The following is a 24,273-nucleotide window of genomic DNA, read 5'->3' as shown; positions in this document are numbered from 1 at the left end:
ACAGATATGTCAGGCCAGCTGATCGGAGCGCTCATTCTCTGGCTGATCGTCGCGATCATCGTGATCGCGATCGTCGTCTATCTGGTGAACTGGCTCTACCGCCGCTCGTCGAAGGAGGCGGCGTTCGTCCGTACCGGTCTTGCCGGCGAGAAAGTGGTGATCGATGCCGGCGCCTTCGTGCTGCCGTTCATCCATGACATCACACCGGTCAACATGAACGTGCTGCAGATGCGGGTGCATCGCGGCCAGGACGGCGCCATCATCACCCGCGACCGGATGCGGGTCGACATCGACGCCGACTTCTACGTCCGCGTCCGCGCCACCCCCGAGGCAGTGTCGCTCGCGGCCTCGACGCTTGGCCGGCGCACCATGCAGCCGGAGACGCTGCACGAGCTGTTGTCCGGCAAGTTCGTCTCGGCGATCCGCTCGGTCGCCTCCGAGATGACGATGGAGGACATGCATGAGCAGCGCGGGGTCTATCTCGCCAAGGTCAAGGAGGCAGCCGCCGAGGCGCTCGCCAAAAACGGACTCGAACTGGAATCGGTGGCTCTGACCAATCTCGACCAGACCGACCTGCAATATTTCAACGCCTCGAACCGCTTCGACGCCGAGGGCTTGACCCATCTGATCGAGCAGATCGAAGGCCGGCGCAAGGCACGCAACGACATCGAGCAGGATTCGATGATCAAGATCCGCTCGCGCAATCTCGAAGCGGAGAAGCAGTCGCTAGAGATCGAACGCGAGAGCGAGCTGGCGCGGCTGGAGCAGCAGCGCGACGTCGAGGTGCGCCGCGCCGTGCAGCGCGCGGAAATCGCCCGCGAGCGTGCGATGCGCGACACCGAAGCCGAGCAGGCCCAGATCAACGCGCGCGAGGAAATCGAGAAGTCGCGGATTGGCAATGAGCGCGCCATCAGCGAGGCGCGGATTGCCTCCGAGCGCGACGTCCGCCAGCGCGAGATCGAGCGCAGTCAGACCGTCGATCAGGCCGAGATCGCCGCGCGCGAGACGGTGGAGAAGGCACGGATTGCCAATGATCAGTTGATTAAGGAAACCCGCATCGCCGCCGACCGCGAGATCCGCGAGCGCGAAATCGAGCAGGTGCGGGCGCTGCAGGCTGCCGAAATCGCCGCCCGCGAATCCACCGAGCGCGCCCGGATCGCGCAGGAAGCGTCCGTCAGCACCGACCGGATCGCCAACGAACAGAGGATTTCGGGCCTCGACATCGCGAAGCGGCGTTCGATCGAAGAGGCCGACATCGCCGCGCGGCTCGCCACCGAAACCGCCGAAATCGCCCGCAACAGTGCCATCATCGCCAGTCGCCTGGCCGCGGAGGAAAAGCGGCTGGCGCGCGAGATCGTCCGCGACCGCACCGTCCAGCAGGAGACCATCGCTTCGAAGGAATTGGTGGAGTCCGCCCGCATCGTCCAGGAGGAACGGGTCCGGGCGCTGACCATTACCCGCAACCAGGCGATCGATGAGGCCGAGATCGCCGCCCTGCATGCAGTGGAAGCGGCGCGGATCGCCAACGAAAAGGAAATCGCGGCGCATCGCATCCTCGCCGAACAGGAAACTCGATCGCAGGAGATCGCGCGGACCCAGACACTCGAAGGTGCCGAAATCGCCGCCCGCGAGGCGACCGAGACCGCCCGCATCGCCTCTGATCTGGAAATCCGCAACCTCGACATCAACCGCGCCAAGGCGATCGAGACCGCCGAGATCAAGAAGCGCGACGCGGTCGAGGTCAGCCGCATCGAGGCTGAGCTTGCGATCGACAAGGGGCGGATCGCGGCGTCGAAGAGCCGCGAGGTGCTGCAGATCGATCAGAAGAAGACCATCGAGATCGCCGAGGAGGAACGCGTTATCGCGACCTCTGCGCGGAGGATCGAGCGGGTTGATTCCGACCGTGCGGTGCGCGCAGCCGAGATCAATGCGCGCCAGGAGGTCGAGAAGGTCGACATTACGCGCGAGCGCGAACTGGAGGTGGCGCGGCTGGAGCGCCGCAAAGCGCTCGAACAGCTCGATATCGCGCGCAACCAGGCACTGCAGGAATCCGAGATCGCCGCGCGCGAGGACATCGAACGTGCGCGCATCGCCTCCGAGCGCGGCCTCGACGAGGCTCGTGTCGGCCGCGACCTCGACCTGCGCAAGCTCGAGGTCGGTCGCGAGCGTGAGGTCGAGAGCGCGGTGATGGACAAGGCGATTGCGATCTTCGAGAAGTCGCTGCTGGAATCCGCAGCCCAGGTGAAAGCGGAGATGGCGAAGGCCAAGGCGGTGGAAGCCGAGGAGATCGTCAAGACGGTGCGCGAAAGCGAGAACGCCAAGCGCCGTGCCACGGTTGAAGTCATGCTGGCGAGGAAGAACGCCGACGAGAAGCGCATCGAGGCCGAGGCCCATGCGATCCGCGCTGCGGTCGATGCGGAAGCGCAGAAGCTGCTCTACGAGGCCGAGAACGCGCTCACCGACGAGGCCCGCTACGGCCTGTTCCGGCGCCGTCTGCTCGATCGGATCGAGGGTATCGTCCGCGAAAGTGTCAAGCCGATGGAGAAGATCGAAGGCATCCGCATCCTGCATGTCGATGGACTCGGCGGCATGGCCGGCAATGGCGGCGGCACCGCGCGCACGCCGACCGATGAGGTGATCGAGTCGGCGCTGCGCTACCGGGTGCAGGCGCCGCTGATCGATCAGGTGCTGAAGGAAATCGGGATCGAGGGCGGCAACCTCGCCAAGATGGGCGGGCTGATGCGCGAGGCCAGTGACATGCAGCGCGTCGGCAAGGAGGCCCAGCCGCCGAAGGCGAAGGACGGGCCAGCGGACACGGATCCCGGCGAACGCAAGCCGTCGGGCCGCGGCGACAAAGGCAAGGGCAAGGAGTAATCGGATGGCCCGCGTCTACGTATCCAGTGTCATCAATGCGCCGGCGGCCAAGGTCTGGGCGCGCGTGCGCGACTTCAACGGCCTGCCGAACTGGCATCCCGGTATCGCCGAGAGCCGGATCGAGAACGGCGAGCCGGCCGATAAGGTCGGCTGCGTCCGTGCGTTCGCGCTGCGCAACGGCGACCGGCTGCGCGAGAAGCTGCTCGGCCTGTCGGACTTCGACATGCTCTGCACCTATTCGATCCTGGATTCGCCGATGCCGCTGACCAACTACGTCGCCTCGCTGCGGCTGACGCCGGTCACCGACCAGGACCGCACCTTCATCGAATGGAGCGCCGATTTCGACTGCGCGCCGGAACTGGAGGCGGAACTTGTCAGCGGCGTCGGCGGCAATGTGTTCCAGACCGGTTTCGACGCGCTCAACCGCGCCTTTGGAGCCTGAGCCATGCCTCGGGTGGTTCGCAGCACCATAATCGACGCGCCGGTCGAGCGGCTGTGGGCGGTGCTGCGCGACTTCAACGGTCATGAATCCTGGCATCCGATCGTTGCCAAGAGCACGATCGAGCGCGGCTATCCGTCCGACAAGATCGGCTGCGTCCGCCGCTTCACGATGCAGGACGGCGCCGAATTGCGCGAGCAGTTGCTGGCGCTGTCGGATCTGGAAATGGCCTTCAGCTATTGCCTGCTGGAGACGCCGATTCCGTTGTTCAACTACGTCGCCCATGTCCGGCTGCTGCCGGTCACCGACGGCAATCGCAGTTTCTGGCATTGGGAGGGCCGGTTCACCACGCCGGCCGGGCGCGAGGCGGAGCTCGCCGAGCTCGTCGGCAACGAAGTCTATTCAAACGGCATCGCGGCGGTCCGCCAGCTGCCCGAACTCGCTAGTTAGGAAACGCCATGCCCGTCAACGTACGCATCGTGCAGGGGTTACAGGAAGCCGCGAGTATCCTCGCCAGCGACCGCGGCGCCCAGTTGCTCGGCGGCGGCACGCTGCTGGTGCGCGACATCAACGAAGGTGTGATGACGGAGGGCACGTTGCTGCGCGCGGTCGATCCGGCGCTGCTGGCGATGAACACCGGCGGTGCACGCGTCGAACTCGGCGCCGGCGTCACCATGGCGATGGTGCTGGCCAGCCGCGACCTGTCCTACCTGCATGCGGCGGCGCGCGGCATTGGCGGTCCCGCGGTGCGGACCACGGCGACCATCGGCGGCAATCTGTTCGCCGCGACGCCCTATGGCGATTTCACCACCGCGCTGCTGGCGCTCGAAGCCGTGGTCACGCTGCATGCCGGTTTCGGCGGCGCGCGGGTAATGCCGCTCGAGGAGATGCTGGCGAACCGGGCGCGGGGAGGGGTGGGACTGGTGGCCTCGGTCGGATTCAGCCGCCCGGCCGGCGCCGATGCGTTTCGTTTCGTCAAAGTCGCGCGCGTGCGGCCGAAGGGTGTTTCGGTGCTGTCGATCGCGGCGCATCTGCCGCAGAACGCCGGACGGATCAGCGGCGCGCGGGTCGCCTATGGCGCGATGGGGCCGACGCCGCTGCGCGCCAAGGCGGTCGAGCGCGTGCTGGAAGGCCGCACCCTGGATGCGGCCACCATTGCCGCGGCGAAGACCGCGGCGCTCGAGGGCACGCAGCCCGCGACCGATGCGATCGCGTCGGAATGGTATCGCCGCGAAGTATTGCCTGTGCATCTCGGCCGGCTGCTTGCCGGCGAGACATCCTGAAGGAACGCAGAATGGCCCGGATGCCTGTACAGTTTCGCCTCAACGGCTCTGATCGCGCGGTGTTCGTCGAGCCGGCGGAAACGCTGCTCGGCACGATAAGGCGCGGGCTTGGCGATTTCGCCCCGAAGTTCGGTTGCGGCCAGGGCACCTGCGGCGTCTGCACCGTGCTGGTCGATGGCGAGCCGCGACTGGGCTGCCTCACGCTCAGTGTCACCTGCGAGGGGCGATCGATCGAAACCGCGAGCGGGCTTGCCGACGGGCCGACCCTGCATCCGCTGCAGGCGGCTTTCATGGAGCATTTCGCCGCGCAATGCGGTTTCTGCACGCCGGGCATGCTGATGGCGGCGAAGGCGCTGCTCGACCGCAATCCGAACCCGACGCGGGTCGAAGTTGTCGAGGCGATCGCCGGCAATGTCTGCCGCTGCACCGGCTACGAGCCGATCATCAACGCCATCCTGGCCGCCGCGCAGCAGCGCGGCGTCCGCCGCGCCTGAGGAGATCCCGATGCTGGAGTTTCGCAAGGATCTGTTCGCCGACGAGCGTGACGACAATCTCAACGTGATCGGCAAGGGCGAGCAGCGCCAGGACATGCTGGGGCATGTCACCGGCCGCACCCGCTTCTTCGACGATCACGGCTTTGACGGCCTGCTGCATCTGAAGGTCGTGCGCTCCCCGCACCATCACGCCCGGATCCGGAGCATCGACGTGACAGCCGCGGAGCGCGCGCCTGGCGTCAAACGCGTGATCCGGGGGCAGGACGTTCCGCTCAACAAGAATACGCTGCTCAGCCTGATCGATTTCGGCAAGGACGACGAGCCGACGCTGGCGGTCGACAAGGTGCGCTACAAGGGCGAGCCGATCGTCGCCATCATTGCCGACAGCGAGGCGGAAGCCCTGGCCGCGGTCAAGCTGGTTCGGGTCAGTTACGATCCGCTGCCCACGGTGTTCGACGTGCAGGAGGCGCTGAAGCCGGGCGCGGTCGTCGTCAACGAGACCTATCCGGGAAACTATTTCGAGTATCACGACAAATACGACCATCAGAAACTGCGCTTCGGCGATGTCGAGGCGGCGTTCCGCACCGCCGATCACGTGCTTGAGGAGCGCTATCAGATGTCGCCGATCGAGCACGCCTCGACCGAGACCAACGGCACCATCGCCGCGCCCGAAACCAACAACCGTTACGTCGTGCATTCCTGCGCGCAGGGCCTGTTCTTCTCGCTCGGCACCACCGCCAAGATCCTTGCGCTGGAATCCAACCGGCTGCATTTCATCGGCGGCACCGTCGGCGGCGGCTTTGGCGGCAAGGTCGATTCGCTGACCGAGCCGCTGGCGGTGCTCGGCGCGATCCTCACCGGGCGGCCGGTCCGCTATGTGCTGGGGCGCGAGGAGGAGATGCAGTTCGCCTCGCCGCGCGGGGCCGAGCGGCACGTCATCAAGGACGGCGTAATGCGCGACGGCCGTATCGTCGCGCGGCAGATCACCTCCTATTTCGATGCCGGCGCCTACACGCGGCTGACCAGCTATGGCGTGGTCAAATGCGTCGCGCACATGCCGGGGCCCTACACGATCCCGAATGTGCGCGGCGACGCCTATTGCGTCTTCACCAACCGCGTGCCGGCCACCGCGATGCGCGGTTTCGGTGTCACCGGGGTGGACTTCTCGATCGAGGTGCAGATGGACAAGCTGGCGCATCTGGTCGGCATCGACCCGATGGAGTTCCGCATCCTCAACGCCTATCGCGACGGCGACATGAAGGCGCATCGCCGCGTCGCCCACAACACCGCGCTGATCGAATGCGTGCAGGTCGTGGCGGAGAAGGTGAACTGGCCGCTGAGCGAGACGGCGCGGCGCGCCTCGTCGCTGAGTGGTGGCGGCGGCGCGCGCGCGGCTATACCGCCGACGGTGACCGATGAGAGCGGCCGGATCGGCCGGCCGGAGACGCGGCAGGCGCCGCCGCAGCTGACGCCAGGCGCGGCGCCGCTTCCGGCCTATCAGCCTCCTCCTGCCGTGACCGTCTATCAGCCGCCACCGGCGCATCAGCCGGCAGCAGCACTGCCGAATTATCCGTCGCAGCCGGCCGCCGCCGCGCCGCTGCCGGCTCCGGCCCCGCCGGTTCCCAACGCGCCGGCGACGCCCCAGCACGGCGCGGCGCGGTTCTCGTCAGTGTTCACACGGAGGCGTTGAGATGGCACGGCATCAGGGGCGCGGAATGGCCTCCATCAATTACCCGATCGGCATGAATCTCGGCGGCGATCCCAGTCAGGCGCTGGTCCATGCCAATCCGGACGGCAAATTCACCGTGGCGCTGTCGGCGATCGATCTCGGGCAGGGTATGAAGCAGGTCAGCCGGCAGATCGCGGCGGAAACGCTGGGCGTGCCGATTGAGGATGTCTATGTCGACACCGCCGACAGCGATACCGGTCCGCACGACATGGGCTCGTTCGCCTCGCGCGGAACGCATCGTGTCGGCAATGCGGTGATCGTCGCGGCAAAGGAGGCGCGGGGCGTGCTGCTGGAGGCCGCCGCCGAGGAGCTCGAGGTCAATGCCGACGACCTCGTCACTGACGGCAAGGGCAACATCCATGTCCGCGGTGCGGCGTCGAAATCGATCACCGTCAAGGCCGCGTCGCAGGCGGCGCAGTTCAAGCAGGGCAAGACGATCTCTGGCCGCGGCATCTTTCTGATCCCGCTCTCGACGGTCAATCCGGAGACCGGCGAGATGTCGCCGGTCACCGCCTATGCCCATGCCTGCCTGGTTGTCGATCTGGAAGTCTGCGACGAAACCGGTGACGTCAAGGTCAACAAACTGACCAGCGCCTATGAACTCGGCCGCGCGCTCAATCCGAAAATGGTCGAGCAGCAACTGGTCGGCGGCGCCTGGATGGGCATGAGCCACGCGCTCTACGAGACGCCGGAGCCGTATTATCCAAACCCCGAACATGGCGGCCGTGACTACAACGAATATCTGATGCCCGGCCCCGGCGACATCGCGCCGCACGACATCACGGTGCTGGAGCGCCCGGCGCCGGACGGTCCGTTCGGTGCCAAGGGTCCCGGCGAGATGTGCGCCAATCCGGTGCTGCCGGCGGTCGCCAACGCGATCTTCAACGCCATCGGTGTGCGGATCGATACGCTGCCGATCACGCCGGAAAAAATCCTGCGTGCGCTGAAAGCGCAGGGCGGCGCGCGGCCGCAAGCCCGGCGCGCATAGGGGACATCGGGATGGCGGTGCGCGGAAGTGTCGGAGGGATCGATCGGCCGGAGAAACTGGCCGAGGCCCTGCGCGCGGCCTATTACCTCGCCGATGACGGCTTCGCCACGGCCGGCTATCTCGCGCTCGCGCTAGGCAAGCCGCTGCTGCTGGAAGGTGCGCCCGGTGTCGGCAAGACCGAGGCCGCCAAAGCGATCGCCGGGATCATGGGGCGGCAGCTGATCCGGCTGCAATGCTATGAGGGCATCGACGCCGCCGCCGCGCTGTATGAGTGGAACTACCCGCGCCAGATGCTCGCGATCCGTCAGGCCGGCGATGAGCCGATCGACATCTATCGTGACGATTTCCTGATCGAGCGGCCGATGCTGGCGGCGCTGCGCCGGCCGGAATCGACCGTGCTGCTGATCGACGAAATCGACCGCTCCGATCCGGAATTCGAGGCGTTCCTGCTCGAATTCCTGTCGGATTTCTCGATCTCGATTCCGGAGCGCGGCACGCTGCGCGCGCATGAACGCCCCGTGGTGATCCTGACTTCGAACCGCACCCGAGATCTGCACGAGGCATTGCGGCGCCGCTGCGTCTATCACTACATCGCCTATCCGGATCCGGAGCGCGAGGCGCGGATCATCATGATGCGCGCGTCCTCCGTCGCCGAGGCCACGGCACGCGCGATCGTGACGGCGGTCGGGCGGCTGCGGCAGGAGCCGCTGACCAAGCCGCCCGGCGTCGCCGAAGCGATCGACTGGGCGGAGGCGGCGACCCTGTTGGCGAAAACCGGCGCGCCGTGGCCGGCCGCGTTCCGCCGCGCGATCGGCGTGGCGCTGAAGGACGAGGAGGATCTCGCCTTCATCGCGCCGCGGCTCGACGCCATTATCGCGGAGATCGCGGCATGACGGTATCAGCTCTACCGCGCGCGGCGCGGCCGCTGCTCGATTTCATCGCGCTGCTGCGCCGCAACGGCTTTTCGGTCGCGCCGGAACAGGGTTTGGCTTTTCTGCGCGCGATCGAACTGCTCGGCCCGCGCGATATCGAGGACATCCGCCGCGCCGGCGTTGCCACGCTGGCGCCGCCGTTCGAGCGGCAGCCCGATTTCGACCTGCTGTTCGATATGCATTTTCTCGGCCTTGCCGGCGTGCTGTCGGATCAGGTCGCCGAAAGCGACGAGGAGATGGAGGTTCAGGACGATGGCGCCGGATATGACGCGCCGCTGTCGGACGACATCAACGAAACCGGGCAGGCGGCGACCGCCAGCGAGGCGCTGTCGCGGCGCGCACTGCGGCCGGACGATGAAAGCCAGCAGCTGGCGCGTTTCAGCCGGCACCTGCCGGACCGGCTGCCGCGCCGCCGTGGCTATCGGATGCGTTCCACCAAGCGCGGCGGGGGCTTCGACCTGCAGCGCTCGCTGCGGGACTCCATCCGCACCGACGGCGAGGTGATCCGGCTGCGCCGCCGCGAACGCCAATTGCGGCCACGCGCCATCCTGCTGCTGATCGACGTGTCGGGCTCGATGAAGGCGCGCTCCGACGCGCATCTGCGTTTTGCCCATGCGCTGGTCAACGCCGCGCCCCGTGTCGAGGTGTTCACGTTCGGTACGCGGCTGACGCGGCTGACCCGTGCGCTGCGGCTGAAGAACCGCGAGCAGGCGCTTGCCGCCGCGGCGGACCTCGTGGCCGACTGGGACGGCGGCACGCGGATCGGCGACGCGCTGGCTGCCTTCCTCGCGGTGCCGCGTTTCGCCAGCTATGCCCGCGGCGCGCTGGTGCTGGTGCTGTCGGACGGGCTTGAGCGCGGCGATCCGGCGCAGATGATCTGCGCGGTCGGCCATCTCGCCGCGCGCGCCTGGCGGATCGACTGGCTGACGCCGCTTGCCGCCGCGGCCGATTATCGCCCGGAGACCGCTGCACTGCGCGCGGTTCTGCCGATGCTCGACAGCGTCGCCAATGGCGCGACCACGGAGCGGCTCTGCCGGCACGTTCTCGATCTCTCGCGACGGAGGGCCGCCCGATGAGTAAGCCTGCGTCTGGCTGCGTCGATGCGCATCATCACATCTGGCGGCAGCAGGATCTGCCCTGGCTGCTCGGTCCGATGCTGCCGCGAATCTTTGGCCCCTACGAGCCGATCCGCCGCGACTACACCATCGCGGAATATCTGGCGGATGTTGCCTCCGCCGGCGTCACGCGGTCGGTCTACGTGCAGGCGAACTGGGCGAAGGCGCGTTTCCTCGATGAGGTCCGCTACGTCACCGACGCCGCGCGGGAAACCGGCTGGCCGCACGCCATCGTCGCCTATGCGGATTTCACCGCCGAGGATGTGCGGCCTCAGCTGGAGCAGTTGGCGGCATTCCCGCTGGTGTGCGGCGTCAGGATGCAGCTGCACTGGCACGAAAATCCGCAATACCGTTTCGCATCGGGCCCGGATCTGGCGCGCGATCCCACGCTCCGGCGCAACATCGCGCGATTGAGCGAATATGGCTGGGCCTTCGATCTGCAGGTCTTCGCGCCGCAAATGGCCGGTGCGGCCGAGCTTGCCGATGCCTGTCCCGGCGTCAGCTTCGTCTTGCAGCACGCCGGCATGCTGGAGGATTTGTCGCCGGCCGGCCTTGAGGCCTGGCGCACCGGCATGGCGCTGCTGGCGCAACGGCCAAACGTCGTGGCGAAGCTGTCCGGCCTCGGCACCTTCCTGCATCGCAATGATCCGGCGCATATCGGTTTCGTGGTCGGTGAAACCGTGCGGCTGTTCGGTGCCGGACGCTGCATGTTCGGCTCCAACTTTCCGATCGAAAAACTCTGGACCCGCTACGAGGCGTTGTTCGAGGCCTATCGCGTGGCGACGCAGGTGCTGTCCGTCGCCGACCGTCAGGCGATCTTTCACGATACCGCCGCCGGCATTTACCGGCTGGCTTGATTTCAGAAAACAACGGGATTCAACGAGGGGAAACAATCACATGGCGCTCGAAATCAAGATCCTGGACTACGGCGACATTGAACTGGAATCCAGCTTTCTCGTGCTGGGGCGCGATTGCGGGCGCACCAGGCGGGTATACACTTACGGCTTCCTGATCCTCGGAGGTCCGTGGCCGATGGTGGTCGATACCGGCTATCGCCACAATCAGATCATGGAAAGCCTGGGCATGCGCGGGCTGCAGCACCATGAGAACATGATCGAGAACCAGCTCGCCAGGCATGGCGTGCGGATGGGTGATGTGCGTTACGTCATGCACACCCATCTCCACATCGACCATGCCGGTAAGGACGAGCTGTTCCCGATGAACACGACGGTGCTGCTGAACCGGCGCGAACTGGAATATTCGGTGTCGGGCCTGATGCATCCGCAATATCCGGCGCCTGACATCAAGCACCTGATCGACCGGCTGCACACCCGCCACGCGCTGCGGCTGGAAGATCTCGAACTGTCCGGCCCGATCGAGGTCTGCCCCGGTGTCACCGTCGATGCGGCGGGCGCTCACACCGAAGGCTCGATGAACATCCATGTCGAGACCGCCGAGGGCCGCGCCACCATATGCGGCGACGTGATCTATGATTTCAACGACCAGATCGTGAATCCCTTCCACGAACTGCACCACAACGAGCCCCGCACGACAGGCAACCACGGCAACACCAAGCGCGAGGAGAAGGCCGCGATCAAGCGGCTGTTGTCCGGGTCACGCTTCCTGCTCCCCGTGCATGACAAGCCCGCGAAGATCGAGCACGGCCAGGTCGTGGCACGGCTCGACATGGCGGTGCCGGGACCGACCGTGCAATCGCTGCCGTCACGCAATTGGTTTGCAGCGTGAGCGGCGGTTTCGGAGACCGGCGATGACCACGCATATCGCGCTGCGGCCATCCTTTGCCGAACTGATCGACCTGTGGGCGCCGGTACGGCAGGCCGGCACCGGATTCCAGTTCACGGAAGGTCCGGTCTGGCACCCGAAGGCGCATGATTTGCTGTTCTCCGACATGCCGGGCGACGTGCGCCGCCGTCTCGACGGGCAGGGCGTTCGCGAAGCGATGCGTCCATCCAACAAGTGCAACGGCATGACCTATGATGCCGGGCTGAACCTGATCGTCTGCGAGCACGCCACCTCCACGCTGGTGCGCGAACGCCCCGACGGCCGGCGCGAGATATTGGCGTCGCATTTCGACGGGCTGGAGCTGAATTCGCCGAACGACGTCTGCGTCAAGTCCGACGGTGCGATCTACTTTTCCGACCCGTGGTACGGCCGCATGCCGGTCTACGGCGTCGAACGGCCGCGTCAGCTCGGCTTCCAGGGCGTCTATCGCGTGCCGCCGCGCGGCGGCCCTCCGGAATTGCTGGTCGACCGCTATCTGTTCGATCAGCCGAACGGGCTGTGCTTTTCGCCGGGTGAGCAGCGGCTCTACGTCAACGATACCGTCAAGCATCTGATCCGCGTGTTCGACGTCGATGCCGGCGGAGGTCTTGGTAACGGGCGGGTGTTCGCCTCCAACATCGTCTCGGCCACCGAGCCTGGCGTGCCGGATGGGATGAAATGCGACGCGCTCGGCAATGTCTGGGTTTCGGCGCCGGGCGGGATCTGGGTCTATGCGCCGGACGGCAGATTGATCGGCAAGCTGCGCGTTCCCGAACTGGTCAGCAACCTGACCTGGGGCGGGCCGGATTGGCGCACGCTCTACATCACCGCGACGCATTCGGTCTATGCGGTGCCGGTGAAGGTCGGACCGCGCAACGAGCCCTATATGCGCGCCGGCCAGAACGCGCCGGCCGCAGCCCGGCCGGCACCGGCTCCGGTAGCCACGGTGGCCACGGTCAATCGGTCCGCAGCCCAGCTCGCCGAGCCGGGTTACGCGGTCGATCCGACGCGCTGCGCGCTGATCATTCAGGATATGCAGAACGACGTCGTGATGGACGGCGGCGCTTTTGAGTCGTCCGGCTCACCGGCGCATTGCCGCGAACAGAACGCCATCGCCAACGCGAAGCGGCTCGCGGAGGCCGCGCGTGCGCGCGGCGTCATGGTGATTCACGTTTGGTTCGTGGTGGAGCCGGGCGCGCCCGGCGTGACGGCGAATGCACCGCTGTTCGAGGGGTTGATCGACGCGAAAGCACTGGTGCGCGGCACCTGGGGTGCTGCGCCGGTGCCGGGGCTGGAGCCGCACGCCGGCGACCAGGTGGTGGAGAAGATGCGGATGAGCGCTTGGGAAGGGACAAGACTAGAGGCCATGCTGAAATCGGCTGGACGCGATTTCGTCATTGTCACCGGCGCTTGGACCAACATGTCGATCGAACATACCGCCCGCACTGGCGCGGACAAGGGATTCTACATGGTTGTGCCTGAGGATTGCTGCTCGACCATGAACGCCGAATGGCACATCGCCGCGGTGAACTACGCGATCCAGAACGTGGCGATGGTGACCCGCGCCGACGATCTGATTGCTGCATTGTCCTGATCATGGTCGAAAGGGTGTTGTCGGGCTGCTTGTCGTGTCTGTTCGTTTCGTTGCGACATGCCTCCAATATCGGTCCGGCGGCGTGATCCAACTTCGTCATGTCCTCACGTTCTATGGATTTGCGGTCATTGCTGCAGTGACCGCTTTGATCTGACCGTCAGAACAGCAACGAACGCGCAAACACCCAGGACGACCAAAGGGGGAACTGCATGCGCATATTCCCCATGGGATACAACGGTCCCCGCAGCGGCCAGCATGACGGCGCCGCCAAGCAGCGATCCGTAAAGGCGGAGAGGTTTGAGGATCAGCATGACGGTTGTCGTGCATTCGAGGAACGCGGTCAGATAATGAAAGTTCTCCGGATAGCCCCAGCGGGCATAGTCAGCGGCAATCTCCGTGCTGACGAAAGTATTGCCGAAAGCCCCGACCAAGAAGAACGCTGCAAGCAGCCAGACGACAACGTTTCCCCACAGATGTCCACGCATGGAAGGTGTCTTTCTTGCGCACAATTCAAGTCAGTTACAGATTGACGATGGACGTGCCGCGCTTTTCGGCGCGACGCTGGTTGAAGCGAATGCACGCGGCTTGCCACGCGCCAGCCGTCCGGCGAAGCCGCTCAGTGTAGGTCACGCGCACCACCGCGCCGTTCGATAACAGGCCAAGGACTTTCGACTCGGCTGATATCTCGTCCTTCGGGCCTTGCTGAAGGTACACATTCGTCGTGTGATGCGCGCTCGCGAGACCTTCCTGGCCCGCCATACCGCAGATAGCTTTCGACCGGTGCGAAGAATACGAAGGTCGCAATAGCGACGGTGCGAGGGAGGAAGGGAGAGGGCGCTTCCACTATGAATACTCCATTTGAGCGAATGCAAACTTCGATGATCTGGGCTGGCGCGAAGCGTGGGCGGTTTGTTCGTCCAACCCCTCCCGAGGCAGACACCAGGTTCGAATCCTGCCACTCCGACCATTAAATCAATGGCTTGCGCGACCTTTGAGCTGGAATCATCGCGATCCGTGGCGGGGGTTCGATGCCCGGCCTCTTGCTTGCGGAGGTTCGAGAACGACCTGCTTCAGATCGCTGCCGCCGCTCACCACGACGATGACGAAATTGAGTTTGCCATTGTCGTCCATCAGGCTTCCGCCAATGGCTCGTCCCGACGCTACTTGTTCCGCGATGATGACGGCGTCCGACAGCTCTTGCCGGACGGTCCGCAGCGCCATGACGTTGTTCCGGTCGTCCGGATTGAGGTCCTTTAGGTGTGACACCGTTTCTGCGCCGATCGTGTCGCCGGTTTTCGCATCGATCGCATGTTCCCAGAGACGGTTATCCTGGACGGTCTTCACGCGATAGACCGGGGAGCCCGACGCGCCATCGAAGCTGATATCCGCGGTTCTCGAACCGGCGTGCCGCTTTTCAGCGATTCCCATCGCCTGGCGCAGTGATAGCTGTGCTGCACGGAATGCCTCGAGCTCGCGGCTCACCGCCTCCTGGTGAATGCGCTCGCCCTCTGCGCCTTCCTCCTGAGCGGCCTGCGTGGCCGACAACGGGGGTATCGCAAACGGCGGAGCAAGCGCGAGGAGGGAGAAAAGGATGACCGCAAATCGTTGCTTGTTTGACATCGGCTGCCTTCGTTGTTTGCACGTGCCGGATTGAAAGTCGGGGCTGACATCAATCGCCGCTGGCGAGATGCCGCGTGGATGAGACGCCGGACATCGGCGCAGGTTCCAGTTCGTCCGGCGGAGGGGATACCGACCAGAGACGGTTGCCGCGCGCCCTGTCGTAACCGTACTGGAACAGCGAGCGCATATAGGCGGTGTCGAAGCCGGAGGTCGGCGAAGCCGGCTGATCGCCCTCGATGTAAGTCAGGTTGAATCCGAACTTGTTGCGGCGGGCGAAGATATAGGTGCTGTACAGAATCGAGCGGGTCTGGATTTTCGTCATCGTCGATGACGACCGCGCCGCGATTTCGACGGTGGCATTCCGAACCAGCTTGAATTCGCGGTCCACCTTGTTGTTGATCAGGATGTAGAGCTGCAGATTGTCCAGCTTGCCCGGCTTGGCATCGTGCAGCAGGTAGGCCTCCGGCAACGTCAGCACAGGCGCGGTCACGCCGCCATCGACGTGCATCTCCTCGAAACGCTTGCCGTTCGCTTCGGCGCTCACCAGCATCGGCGGAAACACCACGGGCAGGCTCGCCGATGCGGCGACGACGTCCCGGAACAGATTCAATGCTGCGGGCGTGTGGAGCGCGGCGATGCGTCCCATGTCCCAGATCGCGGTGCGCTGCGAATCGAGATTGGTCGTGACGACGAGCAGCCGCCGCCCCTTGGCGTGTTCGGCTGCGACCGCCGCGACGAAGTCGGCATCGATATATTTGGCCACCAGTTCGCGCAGCCGGGCGTTGCCGAACAGGCCCGCCCCGAAGATGGCATTGAACGGGTTCGGGGCGTCGAGCAGGCTCTCGGCGATGCCGCTGGTGTAGAGCTCGCGCAAGGTCGCGTCATGGCTGGGACCGAGAAACGCGAATGGCGCGATGAGCGCGCCGGTGCTGACACCCGACACGATCGAGAACGAAGGACGCCTGCCGGTCTCGGTCCAGCCGATAAGCACACCGGCGCCATAGGCGCCGTCGGCCCCGCCACCGGATAACGCAAGGTAGGTGCGGGGTCCGCGCAGCATGGCCTGTGCGGGATATTGCCGGAACGTGGCGGCGGGCTCGTCGGCGTAGCGGCGCAAATCCGTCAGATCGAGCACGCGCGCGGAGGATGCATCCGCAACGCTATGCGGCGTCCTCGGCAGCGACGAACATCCGGCGGTGAGAAGGCTGAGCGCTGAAACCATGGCCAAGGCTACGAATGTCCGAAGACCGATGCAGTTCATGACATTTCCGGATTGGAAGTGAGCGCTCAGGGGCAACCCGCCGCGTATCGGGTGTCGCTTCGCCATTCGGCACGGCGGGATGCGGCGACCATTCGCTCCGTCAGGCGCCCGCGATTGCTGAACAGCCGCGGCTCTCGCTGCTCCGGCCTGGACCGGATTCCCTCGCACGCATCCGGACGCACCGCCGGCAACAGGGCCACTTTGACGCCATAAGACACATCCGAACCAATCAAGTGAGTAATCACTTACTAAAGTTGGCTGGCTCGAAAGTCAACAGTGTATTGAAGGTATTTAAATACTCTATGTGGATGGGCGTTGAGATGAAGACGAAGGAACGGCCCGCCGGACAGCGCAACGACCTGCCGCGATCCTCGATGTGGCCTTCGAGGAATTCGTCAGGAACGGCTACGAGGCGAGGACGTCGCCGCCCGCGCATCCGCGACCAGGGGGACGATCCATTTCTATTTCGAGACCAAGGAGCGCGTCTTCCACGAGATGATCCGGCACAGTCCCAAGGCGTCCTACCCGAACTGGAAGGCTATGCTCGGAGTGTTGCCGCCGCGTCCTCCCGCGCTGAACACGCGGCAACTATCGATCTCCCGAAAACGTGCATCCGGATTGCGGCGGACTGCATTGACGCTGTCGGATGGGGACACGACATATCCCGTACCGTCGATCCAGGTTACAACTCGGGAGCCAATATGGACGCGCCGCCGAATATCTATCCCGTTACAGCGCATTCTGACGGCGACGTCGTGCACTGGCTGACAAACGGCACGCGCGATCAGCGCTTCATCGACAATATTTTCGGGGAGCTTTGTGTCCGGCTCCAGCATGCCGGCATTCCCGTCAAACGGGCGACGCTTCATATCCTGATCCACCATCCGCAATGGCTTGGCGCCCGGATCATGTGGGAAGACGGGATGCGCGAGGCCGAGATTGCGCGCGTTGACTACGATGTCCAGGAGCGATCCGAATATATCGGCAGTCCCGCCAACGAAATCCATGACGGTGTCACCGAGGTGCGCGAGAATCTCGAGCGCGATCCTGCGCTCGGCCGCAAGCACGCCGTCTATGACGAGATGCGGGCGAAAGGCCTGACCGATTATGTGGCGTGGCCGCTGTACCATACGCTCGGCAAGCGGCACATCGTGACCTTTGCAACCGACCGGCCAGGTGGTTTCGACGCCGCGCATATCGCCGCCCTGTTGAAACTGTTGCCGGTGCTGGCGCTGGTCAGCGAAATCCGGGTCAAGAACCGGCTCGCGCGAACGCTGCTGGAAACCTATGTCGGCTCGCACGCCGGCGAACTCATTCTGGCCGGCGCCACCAGGCGCGGAACCGGGACGACCGTTCGCGCCGCCATCATGATCTGCGACTTGCGTGATTTCACCCGGATCTCCGACAACTGGCCGCGCGATGACGTCATTGATCTCCTGAACGGCTATTTCGACGCGATGTCGGAGCCGATCGCGCGGCATGGCGGCGAAATACTGAAATTCATCGGCGACGGTCTGCTCGCCATTTTTCCGCTCAGCCAGCCCTCGGCCTGCGCAAACCTGCTGCATGCCGTGACTGAGGCCCGTCAGGCCATGACGGCGCTGAACGAAAAGAACAGCGAAACCGGCCGTGCGCCGCTGAACTACGGCATCGGTGTCCACGTCGGCGACGTCATGTACGGCAATATCGGGTCGCGCAGCCGGCTCGACTTCACGGTCATCGGTCCGGCCGTCAACATGGCGTCGCGTCTTGAAGCCCTCACCAAACAGTTAGGGAAAACGGTGCTGCTGTCTCGCGCGTTCGCCGACTCTGTTGAAGGCGATTTCGATCTCGAACGCGTCGGTGAACATCCGGTGCGCGGCTTCAATGACCCGATCGAGCTGTTTGCGTATCACGGCTGAATGCCGATCCTGGTCCCGCGCGTCTCCGATCGCTTGAGACAAGGCGTTCTTGTTCTCATTATGTTCTCTCTGCGAGAACCTCGTCGAAACGTCATGGGCGAACGGTCGGATGGCAACGACAGCCACCATCCTCCATGCGGACCTGGATGCGTTCTATGCCTCGGTAGAGCAGCTGCTTGATCCATCGCTGCGCGGCAAACCGATTGCCGTCGGTGGTGGGGTTGTGCTTGCCGCGTCTTACGAAGCCAAGGCCTTCGGGGTCCGCGGCGGCATGCCGGGACGGCAAGCGTGCGAACTCTGTCCGCACCTCATTTTTGTCAGCGGGCATTTCAGGGAATACCAACGGCTGGGCGATGCCACCATCAAGGTGATCGGCGATTTCACGCCCCTCGTCGAGCGGATCTCCATCGACGAGGCCTTTGCCGACGTCGCGGGCTGCACCCATCTGTTCGGTCCGCCCGCCGAAATCGCAACGGCGATCCGCCAACGCGTGCGCGCGGAGCTCGGCCTTCCGATCTCGGTCGGTGTCGCGCGCACCAAGCATCTGGCGAAAATTGCTTCGCAAGTGGCCAAACCCGACGGGCTCGTCGTTGTCGATCCCGACACGGAGCTCAGATTCCTTCACCACCTGCCGGTCGAGCTGATGTGGGGCGTGGGTCCGGCGACGCGGACACGGCTGGCCGAAATCGACGTGCTCACGATCGGGCAGCTGGCAGCGACACCCGGATGTTCGCTCAAGCGGGTGCTTGGTTCCGCGGCAGGGACGAAACTTTCGGCGCTGGCGTGGAATCGTGATCCACGGGAAATCAAGACTCACCGCCGGGCTCGATCGGCAGGAGCGCAATCGGCGCTTGGCAGGAAACCCGCCGAACAGCGGGTTGTTCGATCCACCTTGCTTCACCTTGCTGACCGTATCGGCAGCCGGCTCCGCGCCAAGTCCAGGCCTGGGCGGACGGTGACGGTCCGCGTTCGCTTCGCTAACCTGAATTCAGTCACGCGTTCGGTCACGCTCGACGCACCAATCTCCGCGACCCTGATTCTGGCCGAGGTCGCCGAGGAGCTGGTGCGCGCAGTCCTTGCCGATCATCCTCACGAGAAAACAATCTCGCTGCTGGCGATTTCCGTGTCGCATCTTGGAGAGCAGCGGGATGTGGAGCTCGAACTCCCACTCGGACTTGGCGATGAAGCACGCCGCCCCGGCACCAAAAGAGGCATGGCACGTGGGGCGGCCGACCATGCGGTTGATAAAATCCGCGAACGCTTCGGATGGGATGCGATCGGCTACGGATCGGTGGCGCCGGACGTCTCTTCTTCCGTTCCCGACGCGTTTCGTAAACTCGCCGAAAAGGACCTGTGAACTTCACCCTCAATGCGAAAGCGTTGCCGGGAGCGATCCAGCGACAGATCGAACTAGTCGCGCGTTTAAAGCCCGGTTCGCGCTTTCCAGCTCTTGCCTGATTTCGGGTCGTAGCGCCCCCCACCGAGGTGCTCGTGGCCCCAATTCATGATCTGCAGCAGGACGGGCTCCAGGCGCTTTCCTTCGTCGGTCAGCTGATAGGCGTATCGGACCGGGTTTTGCTGGTAGGGCTCGCGTTTCACCAGGTCCCATTCCGCAAGCCTCTTGAGCCGTTCGGACAGGATGTTCGAGGGGACCCGTTCAGCGCTGTCCTGCAGCGCCTGAAAGGTCTGCTTGCGGTGCCACATCAGGTCGCGAACGATGAGCAGGGTCCACTTGTCGCCCACGACTTCCAGCGCGCGCGCGATGGAGCATGTCGATCGGAAGTCATGTTTTGCCATGGCGAACGTGCCCGTGTTTCCAGCACCGGACCTGCCCGGAACGGTGTGCCTCGATAATCTATCAGACCGACTTGCATTTTTAAAGTGTCATGGCTAGTGTAACTTTCGATTTTAAAGTTACTGGCTGGCGGGCGGCAGATCGAGGTGGCGACGTCATGAACAGGATTGTACTCGCCCATGCCGCCGCGGCGGCCGCGGCCTTGATCGCAGGGGCTGCCGTCGTTGCCACGCGCTCGGTCATTGGAGAGATCGACCCGATCTCGCTGGTCTTTTACCGCTACCTGATCTCGATCGCCTGCTTTGCGCCGTTTCTGCTGGCGATGTGGCCGCGCGGCGGCCTTGCGCTATCCGAGTGTGCAAAGATCGCCGGGTTCGGAATTCTGTTCTTTGTGCTTTTTCCCTGGGCCTTCAATGCGTCGCTCCAGTACGTGCCGGCCGCGCGCGGCGCGGTTGGTCTGGCGACGATACCGATCCAGACCCTGATCGTCGCAGCTGCCTTTGGACGCGAGAAGCTGACAACCGCGAAGGTCGCAGGTGTCGTGCTGGCGTTTTCCGGTATCGCCGTGGCGTTTGGCACCGCTGCATTCGGGCGGGGAAATGCCGATTACGTGGTCGGAGACGGGTTGATGCTTCTTAGCGTGCTCTGCGCCGCCATCTACTCCGTGTTCAGCCGCGCAACCCTGATGCGCCACGGGCCGATTTTCGTGACGGCATTGGCGATGGTATTTGCCGTCGCTGTCTTGTTGCCGGTTGTCGGTCTCCAGCAAGGCAGCGTTGCTTTGCCGGCGATCAGTACAAAAGGATGGATCGCGGTGCTGTTCCTTGGAACCGTCGCCGGTGTTCTGCAGTTTTCACTGTTCATGTGGGCATTGCGCTGGCTGCCGCCGACGACGACCGTCTTGTATCTGACGCTCAATCCAATCACGGCGATGGCGCTGGGCATCGCGATGCTTGGCGAATCGCTGACGGTGGAACTGGTCGCCGGTATGGCCCTCGTTCTCGTCGGGATCCTGGTCGGCACCGGTGTCGTCTCGGCCAACAGGAATTGGGCTCGGCAGACGTCGTCGGGTCCGGCCCGCTAGAGCGCGCGAAGTGCTCGACAGGTCCGCAACGCAAATTCGACGGGGCAAGGAGGGTGGCGGTCCCCGCAAGCGCCCAATATAACCCTTGGTGTTTCGGCAAGGAGGTGAGCGGTTGCGCGAGCGTTATCAAGGCAAGCCCCTGAACCGGCTGGAGGATCATCGCTTCCTCACCGGGCGCGGGACCTACGTCGCCAATGATCACGTGGCTGATGTGCTGCACGCCCATGTGGTCCGCTCGCCGCACGCTTTCGCACGAATTACCCGGATTAGTCTGGACGTTGCCCGTGCGCTCCCCGGCGTCGTGGCGGTGCTTTCCGAAGCCGACCTCGCGGCGGACGGCATCGGCGAGTTGCCTTGCGTCACGGCAATTGATGCGGTCGAGCCGATCATCGCGCCGCCGCGCCCCGCGCTGGCCCGTGATTTCGTGCGGCATGTCGGCGATCCCGTCGTTCTGATTGTCGCAGAGACGCTGGAGGCGGCGGTGGCGGCCGCCGAAGCGGTCGACATCGCCTATGAGCCCAGGCCCTGCGTCACCATGGCGACCGCGGCGCTCAAGCCGGACGCCCCACTGCTATGGAAGGAGGCGCCGGGCAATTCCGCCTTCCTGTTCCATAGGGGCGACGCGGCGGCTGTTGCCGCGGCGATGGTGCAGGCTACGCATATCGTCGAATGCGACCTGTTCAACAACCGCGTCGTGGCAGCTCCCCTGGAGACGCGCGCCGCGATCGGCTTCCACGATCGCACGACCGACAAGTTTCTGCTGTCGGTGACCGGTCAGGCCGTCCACGACACCCGCAAGGTGCTCGCGAACTCCGTCTTCAAGATTCCACTCGATCGTCTGCGCGTGGTGGTGCCTGACGTCGGCGGCGGCTTTGGGATGAAGAACTACGTCTATCCCGAGTATGTGCTGGTGATGTGGGCGGCAAGGAAGCTCGGCCGCCCGGTGCGCTGGGTCTGCGAACGATCAGAGGATTTCGTCAGCTCGGCGCATGGCCGCGATTTCTTTTCCCGCGCGCGGCTCGCACTCGACACCGATGGCCGGTTTCTTGCGTTGGAAGTGAAGGCGGTCGCCAATATGGGCGCGTATTTGTCGACCAGCGGCCCGATTAGCTCCACCAACGCGGCCGGCAGCGCGATCGGCGGCGTCTATGACATCCCCTCGGTGTTTTACGAAGTGCGCGGCGCTTTCACCAACACGCCGCCGATCGACGCCTATCGCGGCGCCGGCAAGCCCGAAGCCAATTATCTGATCGAGCGGCTGGTGAATCTTGCATCGATCAAAACCGGGATCGATGCCGTCAAGTTGCGCCGCCGCAACATCGTCAGCAGGTTTCCGCATCGTACCGCGATGGGCATGAAGATCGACGGCGGCCGCTTCAAGGCCAATCTGGACGACGCGATCGCGCTCGCCGATCGCGACGGTTTTCGCAAGCGGCGGAAACAATCGGACAAAGCCGGCCTGCTGCGCGGCCTCGGGATTGCCTGCTTCCTCGAAACGTCCCGCGGTGTGCCGTTGGAAATGGCGCGGGCCGCGTTCGAGGCCGACGGCACGGTGTCGCTGGCGGTCGGTACGCAGTCCAACGGCCAGGGTCATGAGACCGCCTATCCGCAGGTCGCAGCCGACCTGCTGGGATTGCCGATCGATGCATTCCGCTTCCAGCAGGGCGACACGGACTTTCTGCCGGGCGGCAACGGCCATGGCGGCGCGCGTTCGATGCATATGGGCGGCACCGCGCTTGTCATGGCGATCGAGAAGTTGATCGAGAAGGGACGGCTGATTTCAGCGCATCTGCTGCAGGCCCCGGCCGACCAGGTGGTGTTCGTCGATGGCCGCTTTGTCGTGAAATCCACCGAGCGCGCCATCGAGATCGGCAAGGTGGCCGAGGCCGCGCGGGATCCCGCCAATCTGCCGGAAGGACTGACGCCGGAGCTCGAGGGAAGCGCGACCAACAGTTCCGAACTCTACAATTTTCCGAACGGTTGCCATGTCGCGGAAGTCGAGATCGATCCCGACACCGGCGTCGTGCGGCTCGATCGCTACACCATCGTCGATGATTTCGGCCGCCTCATTAATCCGCGCGTGGCGCTCAGCCAGGTGCATGGCGGGGTGGCGCAGGGCATCGGACAGTCGCTGCTGGAGCACATCGTGTTCGATCCCGAGGGGCAGCTGCTCAGCGGCTCCTTCATGGACTACACGCTGCCGCGCGCGCAGGATTTGCCGAATTTTGCCGGTGGTCTGAATGAATCGTCGCCGACAAAGTCTAATCCGCTGGGTGTGAAGGGAACCGGGCAGGCCGGCAGCATCGCCGCGCCGCAAACCATCATGAACGCCGTGCTCGACGCCTTGTCCCCGCTCGGTATCAATGAACTGGACATGCCGGCGACGCCGTATCTGGTGTGGAGCGCCATCCAGAAAGCACGAACATCAGGACGGATTTCGAAATGAGCCAGGCCGCCTATGTCGCCGTCGATTGGGGTACCAGCAGCTTCCGGCTTTGGCTGATGGATCGTTCCGGCGACGTGCTGGCGGAACGACGCAGCGATGAAGGCATGATGGCGGCCGCCAGGATCGGTTTTGCCAGCGTGTTGCAGTCGCATCTCGATGCCGCCGGTGCCGCCGATCACCTGCCAGTCGTCATCTGCGGCATGGCGGGCGCCCGGCAGGGCTGGGTCGAAGCGGGATATCTCGACACGCCGGCAAGCCTCACATCCATCCTGCAGCGTGCCGTGCCGGTTCCCGGAGGGTCGCGTGATATCCGGATCCTTCCAGGCATCGCGCAGCGCGACCCCAAGGCGCCGGACGTGATGCGGGGCGAAGAAACCCAACTTCTCGGTGCTCTCGGTGCAGATGGTGAAGCGCTGGTCTGCATGCCCGGCACCCATTCGAAATGGGCGAGCGTGCGTGGTGGGACCGTTGAACGCTTCACCACATTCATGACGGGCGAACTCTTCAGCGCCGTATCGCAAGGGACGATCCTGTCGCTGGCCGTAGCGAACGCGGACGAAGCCGTGGACACCGAAGCCTTCAAATCGGCTGTCGTTGCCGCCTTTGAGACGCCTGCATTCGCGGCCAATTTGTTGTTCCAGGTGCGCTCGGGTCAGCTTCTATATGGCGGCAGTGCTGCCGCGGCCCGCGAGAAAATATCGGGAACCCTGATCGGCCTCGAACTGGCGGCGGGACTGGCTGGTGATCGATCGAGGCGCGACATTACCCTGGTTGCGTCAGGCAGGCTCGAGGCGCTGTACCGATTGGCGTTTGACAGCCTTTCCGTTGCGGTCCAATCCATCGATTCAGATGATGCGGTCCGACGCGGTCTTGCCTTGGCCGCCAAGGCCATCTGGACATTGTAGAAGGATAAGCGCGTGACCCCTGTTCCATTCC

The 24,273-nt window shown here is 64.5% G+C and carries 22 protein-coding genes; 17 read left to right on the top strand and 5 right to left on the bottom strand.

Annotation, left to right across the window (positions count from 1 at the left end):
* Positions 1 to 6 precede the first annotated feature (6 nt).
* The 12 genes from JQ597_RS11050 to JQ597_RS10995 are packed head-to-tail and all read left to right on the top strand — an operon-like array spanning position 7 to position 13,230.
* Positions 7 to 2,874, top strand: coding sequence for a flotillin family protein (locus tag JQ597_RS11050; protein ID WP_212264194.1), 2,868 nt, complete (start codon positions 7 to 9; stop codon positions 2,872 to 2,874).
* Between the two features lie 4 nt (positions 2,875 to 2,878).
* The gene (locus tag JQ597_RS11045; RefSeq protein WP_212264193.1) at positions 2,879 to 3,316 is read left to right on the top strand and encodes an SRPBCC family protein; all 438 of its coding nucleotides are present in this window, start codon (positions 2,879 to 2,881) and stop codon (positions 3,314 to 3,316) included.
* Positions 3,317 to 3,319: 3 nt separating this feature from the next.
* A complete protein-coding gene (locus tag JQ597_RS11040) occupies positions 3,320 to 3,763 on the top strand; it encodes an SRPBCC family protein (protein ID WP_212264192.1) in 444 nt (147 codons plus the stop codon).
* A gap of 8 nt (positions 3,764 to 3,771) precedes the next feature.
* Positions 3,772 to 4,596: an FAD binding domain-containing protein gene (locus tag JQ597_RS11035; RefSeq protein WP_212264191.1), complete on the top strand. Its 825-nt coding sequence runs from the start codon at positions 3,772 to 3,774 to the stop codon at positions 4,594 to 4,596.
* Between the two features lie 11 nt (positions 4,597 to 4,607).
* The gene (locus JQ597_RS11030) at positions 4,608 to 5,090 is read left to right on the top strand and encodes a (2Fe-2S)-binding protein (RefSeq protein ID WP_192740553.1); all 483 of its coding nucleotides are present in this window, start codon (positions 4,608 to 4,610) and stop codon (positions 5,088 to 5,090) included.
* A gap of 10 nt (positions 5,091 to 5,100) precedes the next feature.
* Positions 5,101 to 6,780: a xanthine dehydrogenase family protein molybdopterin-binding subunit gene (locus JQ597_RS11025; protein ID WP_249147692.1), complete on the top strand. Its 1,680-nt coding sequence runs from the start codon at positions 5,101 to 5,103 to the stop codon at positions 6,778 to 6,780.
* Position 6,781: 1 nt separating this feature from the next.
* Positions 6,782 to 7,807 carry a xanthine dehydrogenase family protein molybdopterin-binding subunit gene (locus JQ597_RS11020; RefSeq protein WP_249147690.1) on the top strand — a complete coding sequence of 342 codons (1,026 nt, stop codon included), beginning with the start codon at positions 6,782 to 6,784 and terminating at the stop codon, positions 7,805 to 7,807.
* An 11-nt stretch (positions 7,808 to 7,818) separates the two neighbouring features.
* On the top strand, positions 7,819 to 8,700 hold the full coding sequence (locus tag JQ597_RS11015; RefSeq protein WP_212264190.1) for an AAA family ATPase: 882 nt from the start codon (positions 7,819 to 7,821) through the stop codon (positions 8,698 to 8,700).
* On the top strand, positions 8,697 to 9,815 hold the full coding sequence (locus JQ597_RS11010) for a vWA domain-containing protein (RefSeq protein WP_212264189.1): 1,119 nt from the start codon (positions 8,697 to 8,699) through the stop codon (positions 9,813 to 9,815). The genes JQ597_RS11015 and JQ597_RS11010 overlap by 4 nt, the downstream gene beginning before the upstream one ends.
* Positions 9,812 to 10,711 carry an amidohydrolase family protein gene (locus JQ597_RS11005; RefSeq protein ID WP_212264188.1) on the top strand — a complete coding sequence of 300 codons (900 nt, stop codon included), beginning with the start codon at positions 9,812 to 9,814 and terminating at the stop codon, positions 10,709 to 10,711. The genes JQ597_RS11010 and JQ597_RS11005 overlap by 4 nt, the downstream gene beginning before the upstream one ends.
* A 40-nt stretch (positions 10,712 to 10,751) precedes the next feature.
* Positions 10,752 to 11,600, top strand: coding sequence for an MBL fold metallo-hydrolase (locus tag JQ597_RS11000; protein ID WP_211995578.1), 849 nt, complete (start codon positions 10,752 to 10,754; stop codon positions 11,598 to 11,600).
* A 22-nt stretch (positions 11,601 to 11,622) separates the two neighbouring features.
* Entirely contained in the window at positions 11,623 to 13,230 is a 1,608-nt protein-coding gene (locus JQ597_RS10995; protein ID WP_212264187.1) for an isochorismatase family protein, read from the top strand.
* 125 nt (positions 13,231 to 13,355) lie between these two features.
* Here JQ597_RS10995 and JQ597_RS10990 read toward each other — a convergent pair whose 3' ends face one another.
* The 4 genes from JQ597_RS10990 to JQ597_RS10975 form a co-directional block, all read right to left on the bottom strand.
* Positions 13,356 to 13,715, bottom strand: a complete 360-nt coding sequence (locus JQ597_RS10990) for a DoxX family protein (protein ID WP_212264186.1) — start codon at positions 13,713 to 13,715, stop codon at positions 13,356 to 13,358.
* A gap of 34 nt (positions 13,716 to 13,749) precedes the next feature.
* Entirely contained in the window at positions 13,750 to 13,989 is a 240-nt protein-coding gene (locus JQ597_RS10985; RefSeq protein ID WP_212264185.1) for a hypothetical protein, read from the bottom strand.
* A 243-nt stretch (positions 13,990 to 14,232) separates the two neighbouring features.
* Positions 14,233 to 14,850, bottom strand: coding sequence for a PepSY domain-containing protein (locus JQ597_RS10980; protein WP_212264184.1), 618 nt, complete (start codon positions 14,848 to 14,850; stop codon positions 14,233 to 14,235).
* 49 nt (positions 14,851 to 14,899) lie between these two features.
* Positions 14,900 to 16,072 (bottom strand): patatin-like phospholipase family protein, encoded by a 1,173-nt coding sequence (locus tag JQ597_RS10975; RefSeq protein WP_409363252.1) that lies wholly within the window; start codon positions 16,070 to 16,072, stop codon positions 14,900 to 14,902.
* Positions 16,073 to 16,812: 740 nt separating this feature from the next.
* On the opposite strand from JQ597_RS10975, the gene JQ597_RS10965 reads away from it, so the two are divergent.
* Together JQ597_RS10965 and dinB are read left to right on the top strand one after the other, a co-directional pair.
* Entirely contained in the window at positions 16,813 to 18,012 is a 1,200-nt protein-coding gene (locus JQ597_RS10965; protein ID WP_212264182.1) for an adenylate/guanylate cyclase domain-containing protein, read from the top strand.
* A 109-nt stretch (positions 18,013 to 18,121) separates the two neighbouring features.
* Complete coding sequence (dinB, locus tag JQ597_RS10960; protein ID WP_212264181.1) at positions 18,122 to 19,369, top strand: DNA polymerase IV; 1,248 nt, start codon at positions 18,122 to 18,124, stop codon at positions 19,367 to 19,369.
* Positions 19,370 to 19,434: 65 nt separating this feature from the next.
* Here dinB and JQ597_RS10955 read toward each other — a convergent pair whose 3' ends face one another.
* Positions 19,435 to 19,809, bottom strand: a complete 375-nt coding sequence (locus JQ597_RS10955; protein ID WP_212264180.1) for a winged helix-turn-helix transcriptional regulator — start codon at positions 19,807 to 19,809, stop codon at positions 19,435 to 19,437.
* Positions 19,810 to 19,964: 155 nt separating this feature from the next.
* On the opposite strand from JQ597_RS10955, the gene JQ597_RS10950 reads away from it, so the two are divergent.
* The 3 genes from JQ597_RS10950 (at position 19,965) to JQ597_RS10940 (ending at position 24,242) form a co-directional block, all read left to right on the top strand.
* Positions 19,965 to 20,891: a DMT family transporter gene (locus tag JQ597_RS10950; protein WP_212264179.1), complete on the top strand. Its 927-nt coding sequence runs from the start codon at positions 19,965 to 19,967 to the stop codon at positions 20,889 to 20,891.
* 112 nt (positions 20,892 to 21,003) lie between these two features.
* The gene (locus JQ597_RS10945; RefSeq protein WP_212264178.1) at positions 21,004 to 23,337 is read left to right on the top strand and encodes a xanthine dehydrogenase family protein molybdopterin-binding subunit; all 2,334 of its coding nucleotides are present in this window, start codon (positions 21,004 to 21,006) and stop codon (positions 23,335 to 23,337) included.
* Positions 23,334 to 24,242, top strand: coding sequence for a 2-dehydro-3-deoxygalactonokinase (locus JQ597_RS10940; RefSeq protein ID WP_212264177.1), 909 nt, complete (start codon positions 23,334 to 23,336; stop codon positions 24,240 to 24,242). The genes JQ597_RS10945 and JQ597_RS10940 overlap by 4 nt, the downstream gene beginning before the upstream one ends.
* Positions 24,243 to 24,273 lie beyond the last annotated feature (31 nt).

Source organism: Bradyrhizobium sp. AUGA SZCCT0177 (assembly GCF_018130125.1).
Classification (GTDB): Bacteria; Pseudomonadota; Alphaproteobacteria; order Rhizobiales; family Xanthobacteraceae; genus Bradyrhizobium.
Note: the sequence above shows the minus strand (reverse complement) of the source record. Positions and strands in the feature narration are given on the sequence as shown.

What these genes read in the sequence shown, in the direction of transcription:
- JQ597_RS11050 (WP_212264194.1), top strand. Translation starts at nt 7, where the DNA reads ATGTCAGGCCAGCTGATCGGAGCGCTCATTCTCTGGCTGATCGTCGCG.
- JQ597_RS11045 (WP_212264193.1), top strand. Translation starts at nt 2,879, where the DNA reads ATGGCCCGCGTCTACGTATCCAGTGTCATCAATGCGCCGGCGGCCAAG.
- JQ597_RS11040 (WP_212264192.1), top strand. Translation starts at nt 3,320, where the DNA reads ATGCCTCGGGTGGTTCGCAGCACCATAATCGACGCGCCGGTCGAGCGG.
- JQ597_RS11035 (WP_212264191.1), top strand. Translation starts at nt 3,772, where the DNA reads ATGCCCGTCAACGTACGCATCGTGCAGGGGTTACAGGAAGCCGCGAGT.
- JQ597_RS11030 (WP_192740553.1), top strand. Translation starts at nt 4,608, where the DNA reads ATGGCCCGGATGCCTGTACAGTTTCGCCTCAACGGCTCTGATCGCGCG.
- JQ597_RS11025 (WP_249147692.1), top strand. Translation starts at nt 5,101, where the DNA reads ATGCTGGAGTTTCGCAAGGATCTGTTCGCCGACGAGCGTGACGACAAT.
- JQ597_RS11020 (WP_249147690.1), top strand. Translation starts at nt 6,782, where the DNA reads ATGGCACGGCATCAGGGGCGCGGAATGGCCTCCATCAATTACCCGATC.
- JQ597_RS11015 (WP_212264190.1), top strand. Translation starts at nt 7,819, where the DNA reads ATGGCGGTGCGCGGAAGTGTCGGAGGGATCGATCGGCCGGAGAAACTG.
- JQ597_RS11010 (WP_212264189.1), top strand. Translation starts at nt 8,697, where the DNA reads ATGACGGTATCAGCTCTACCGCGCGCGGCGCGGCCGCTGCTCGATTTC.
- JQ597_RS11005 (WP_212264188.1), top strand. Translation starts at nt 9,812, where the DNA reads ATGAGTAAGCCTGCGTCTGGCTGCGTCGATGCGCATCATCACATCTGG.
- JQ597_RS11000 (WP_211995578.1), top strand. Translation starts at nt 10,752, where the DNA reads ATGGCGCTCGAAATCAAGATCCTGGACTACGGCGACATTGAACTGGAA.
- JQ597_RS10995 (WP_212264187.1), top strand. Translation starts at nt 11,623, where the DNA reads ATGACCACGCATATCGCGCTGCGGCCATCCTTTGCCGAACTGATCGAC.
- JQ597_RS10990 (WP_212264186.1), bottom strand. Translation starts at nt 13,715, where the DNA reads ATGCGTGGACATCTGTGGGGAAACGTTGTCGTCTGGCTGCTTGCAGCG.
- JQ597_RS10985 (WP_212264185.1), bottom strand. Translation starts at nt 13,989, where the DNA reads ATGGCGGGCCAGGAAGGTCTCGCGAGCGCGCATCACACGACGAATGTG.
- JQ597_RS10980 (WP_212264184.1), bottom strand. Translation starts at nt 14,850, where the DNA reads ATGTCAAACAAGCAACGATTTGCGGTCATCCTTTTCTCCCTCCTCGCG.
- JQ597_RS10975 (WP_409363252.1), bottom strand. Translation starts at nt 16,072, where the DNA reads ATGGTTTCAGCGCTCAGCCTTCTCACCGCCGGATGTTCGTCGCTGCCG.
- JQ597_RS10965 (WP_212264182.1), top strand. Translation starts at nt 16,813, where the DNA reads ATGGACGCGCCGCCGAATATCTATCCCGTTACAGCGCATTCTGACGGC.
- dinB (WP_212264181.1), top strand. Translation starts at nt 18,122, where the DNA reads ATGGCAACGACAGCCACCATCCTCCATGCGGACCTGGATGCGTTCTAT.
- JQ597_RS10955 (WP_212264180.1), bottom strand. Translation starts at nt 19,809, where the DNA reads ATGGCAAAACATGACTTCCGATCGACATGCTCCATCGCGCGCGCGCTG.
- JQ597_RS10950 (WP_212264179.1), top strand. Translation starts at nt 19,965, where the DNA reads ATGAACAGGATTGTACTCGCCCATGCCGCCGCGGCGGCCGCGGCCTTG.
- JQ597_RS10940 (WP_212264177.1), top strand. Translation starts at nt 23,334, where the DNA reads ATGAGCCAGGCCGCCTATGTCGCCGTCGATTGGGGTACCAGCAGCTTC.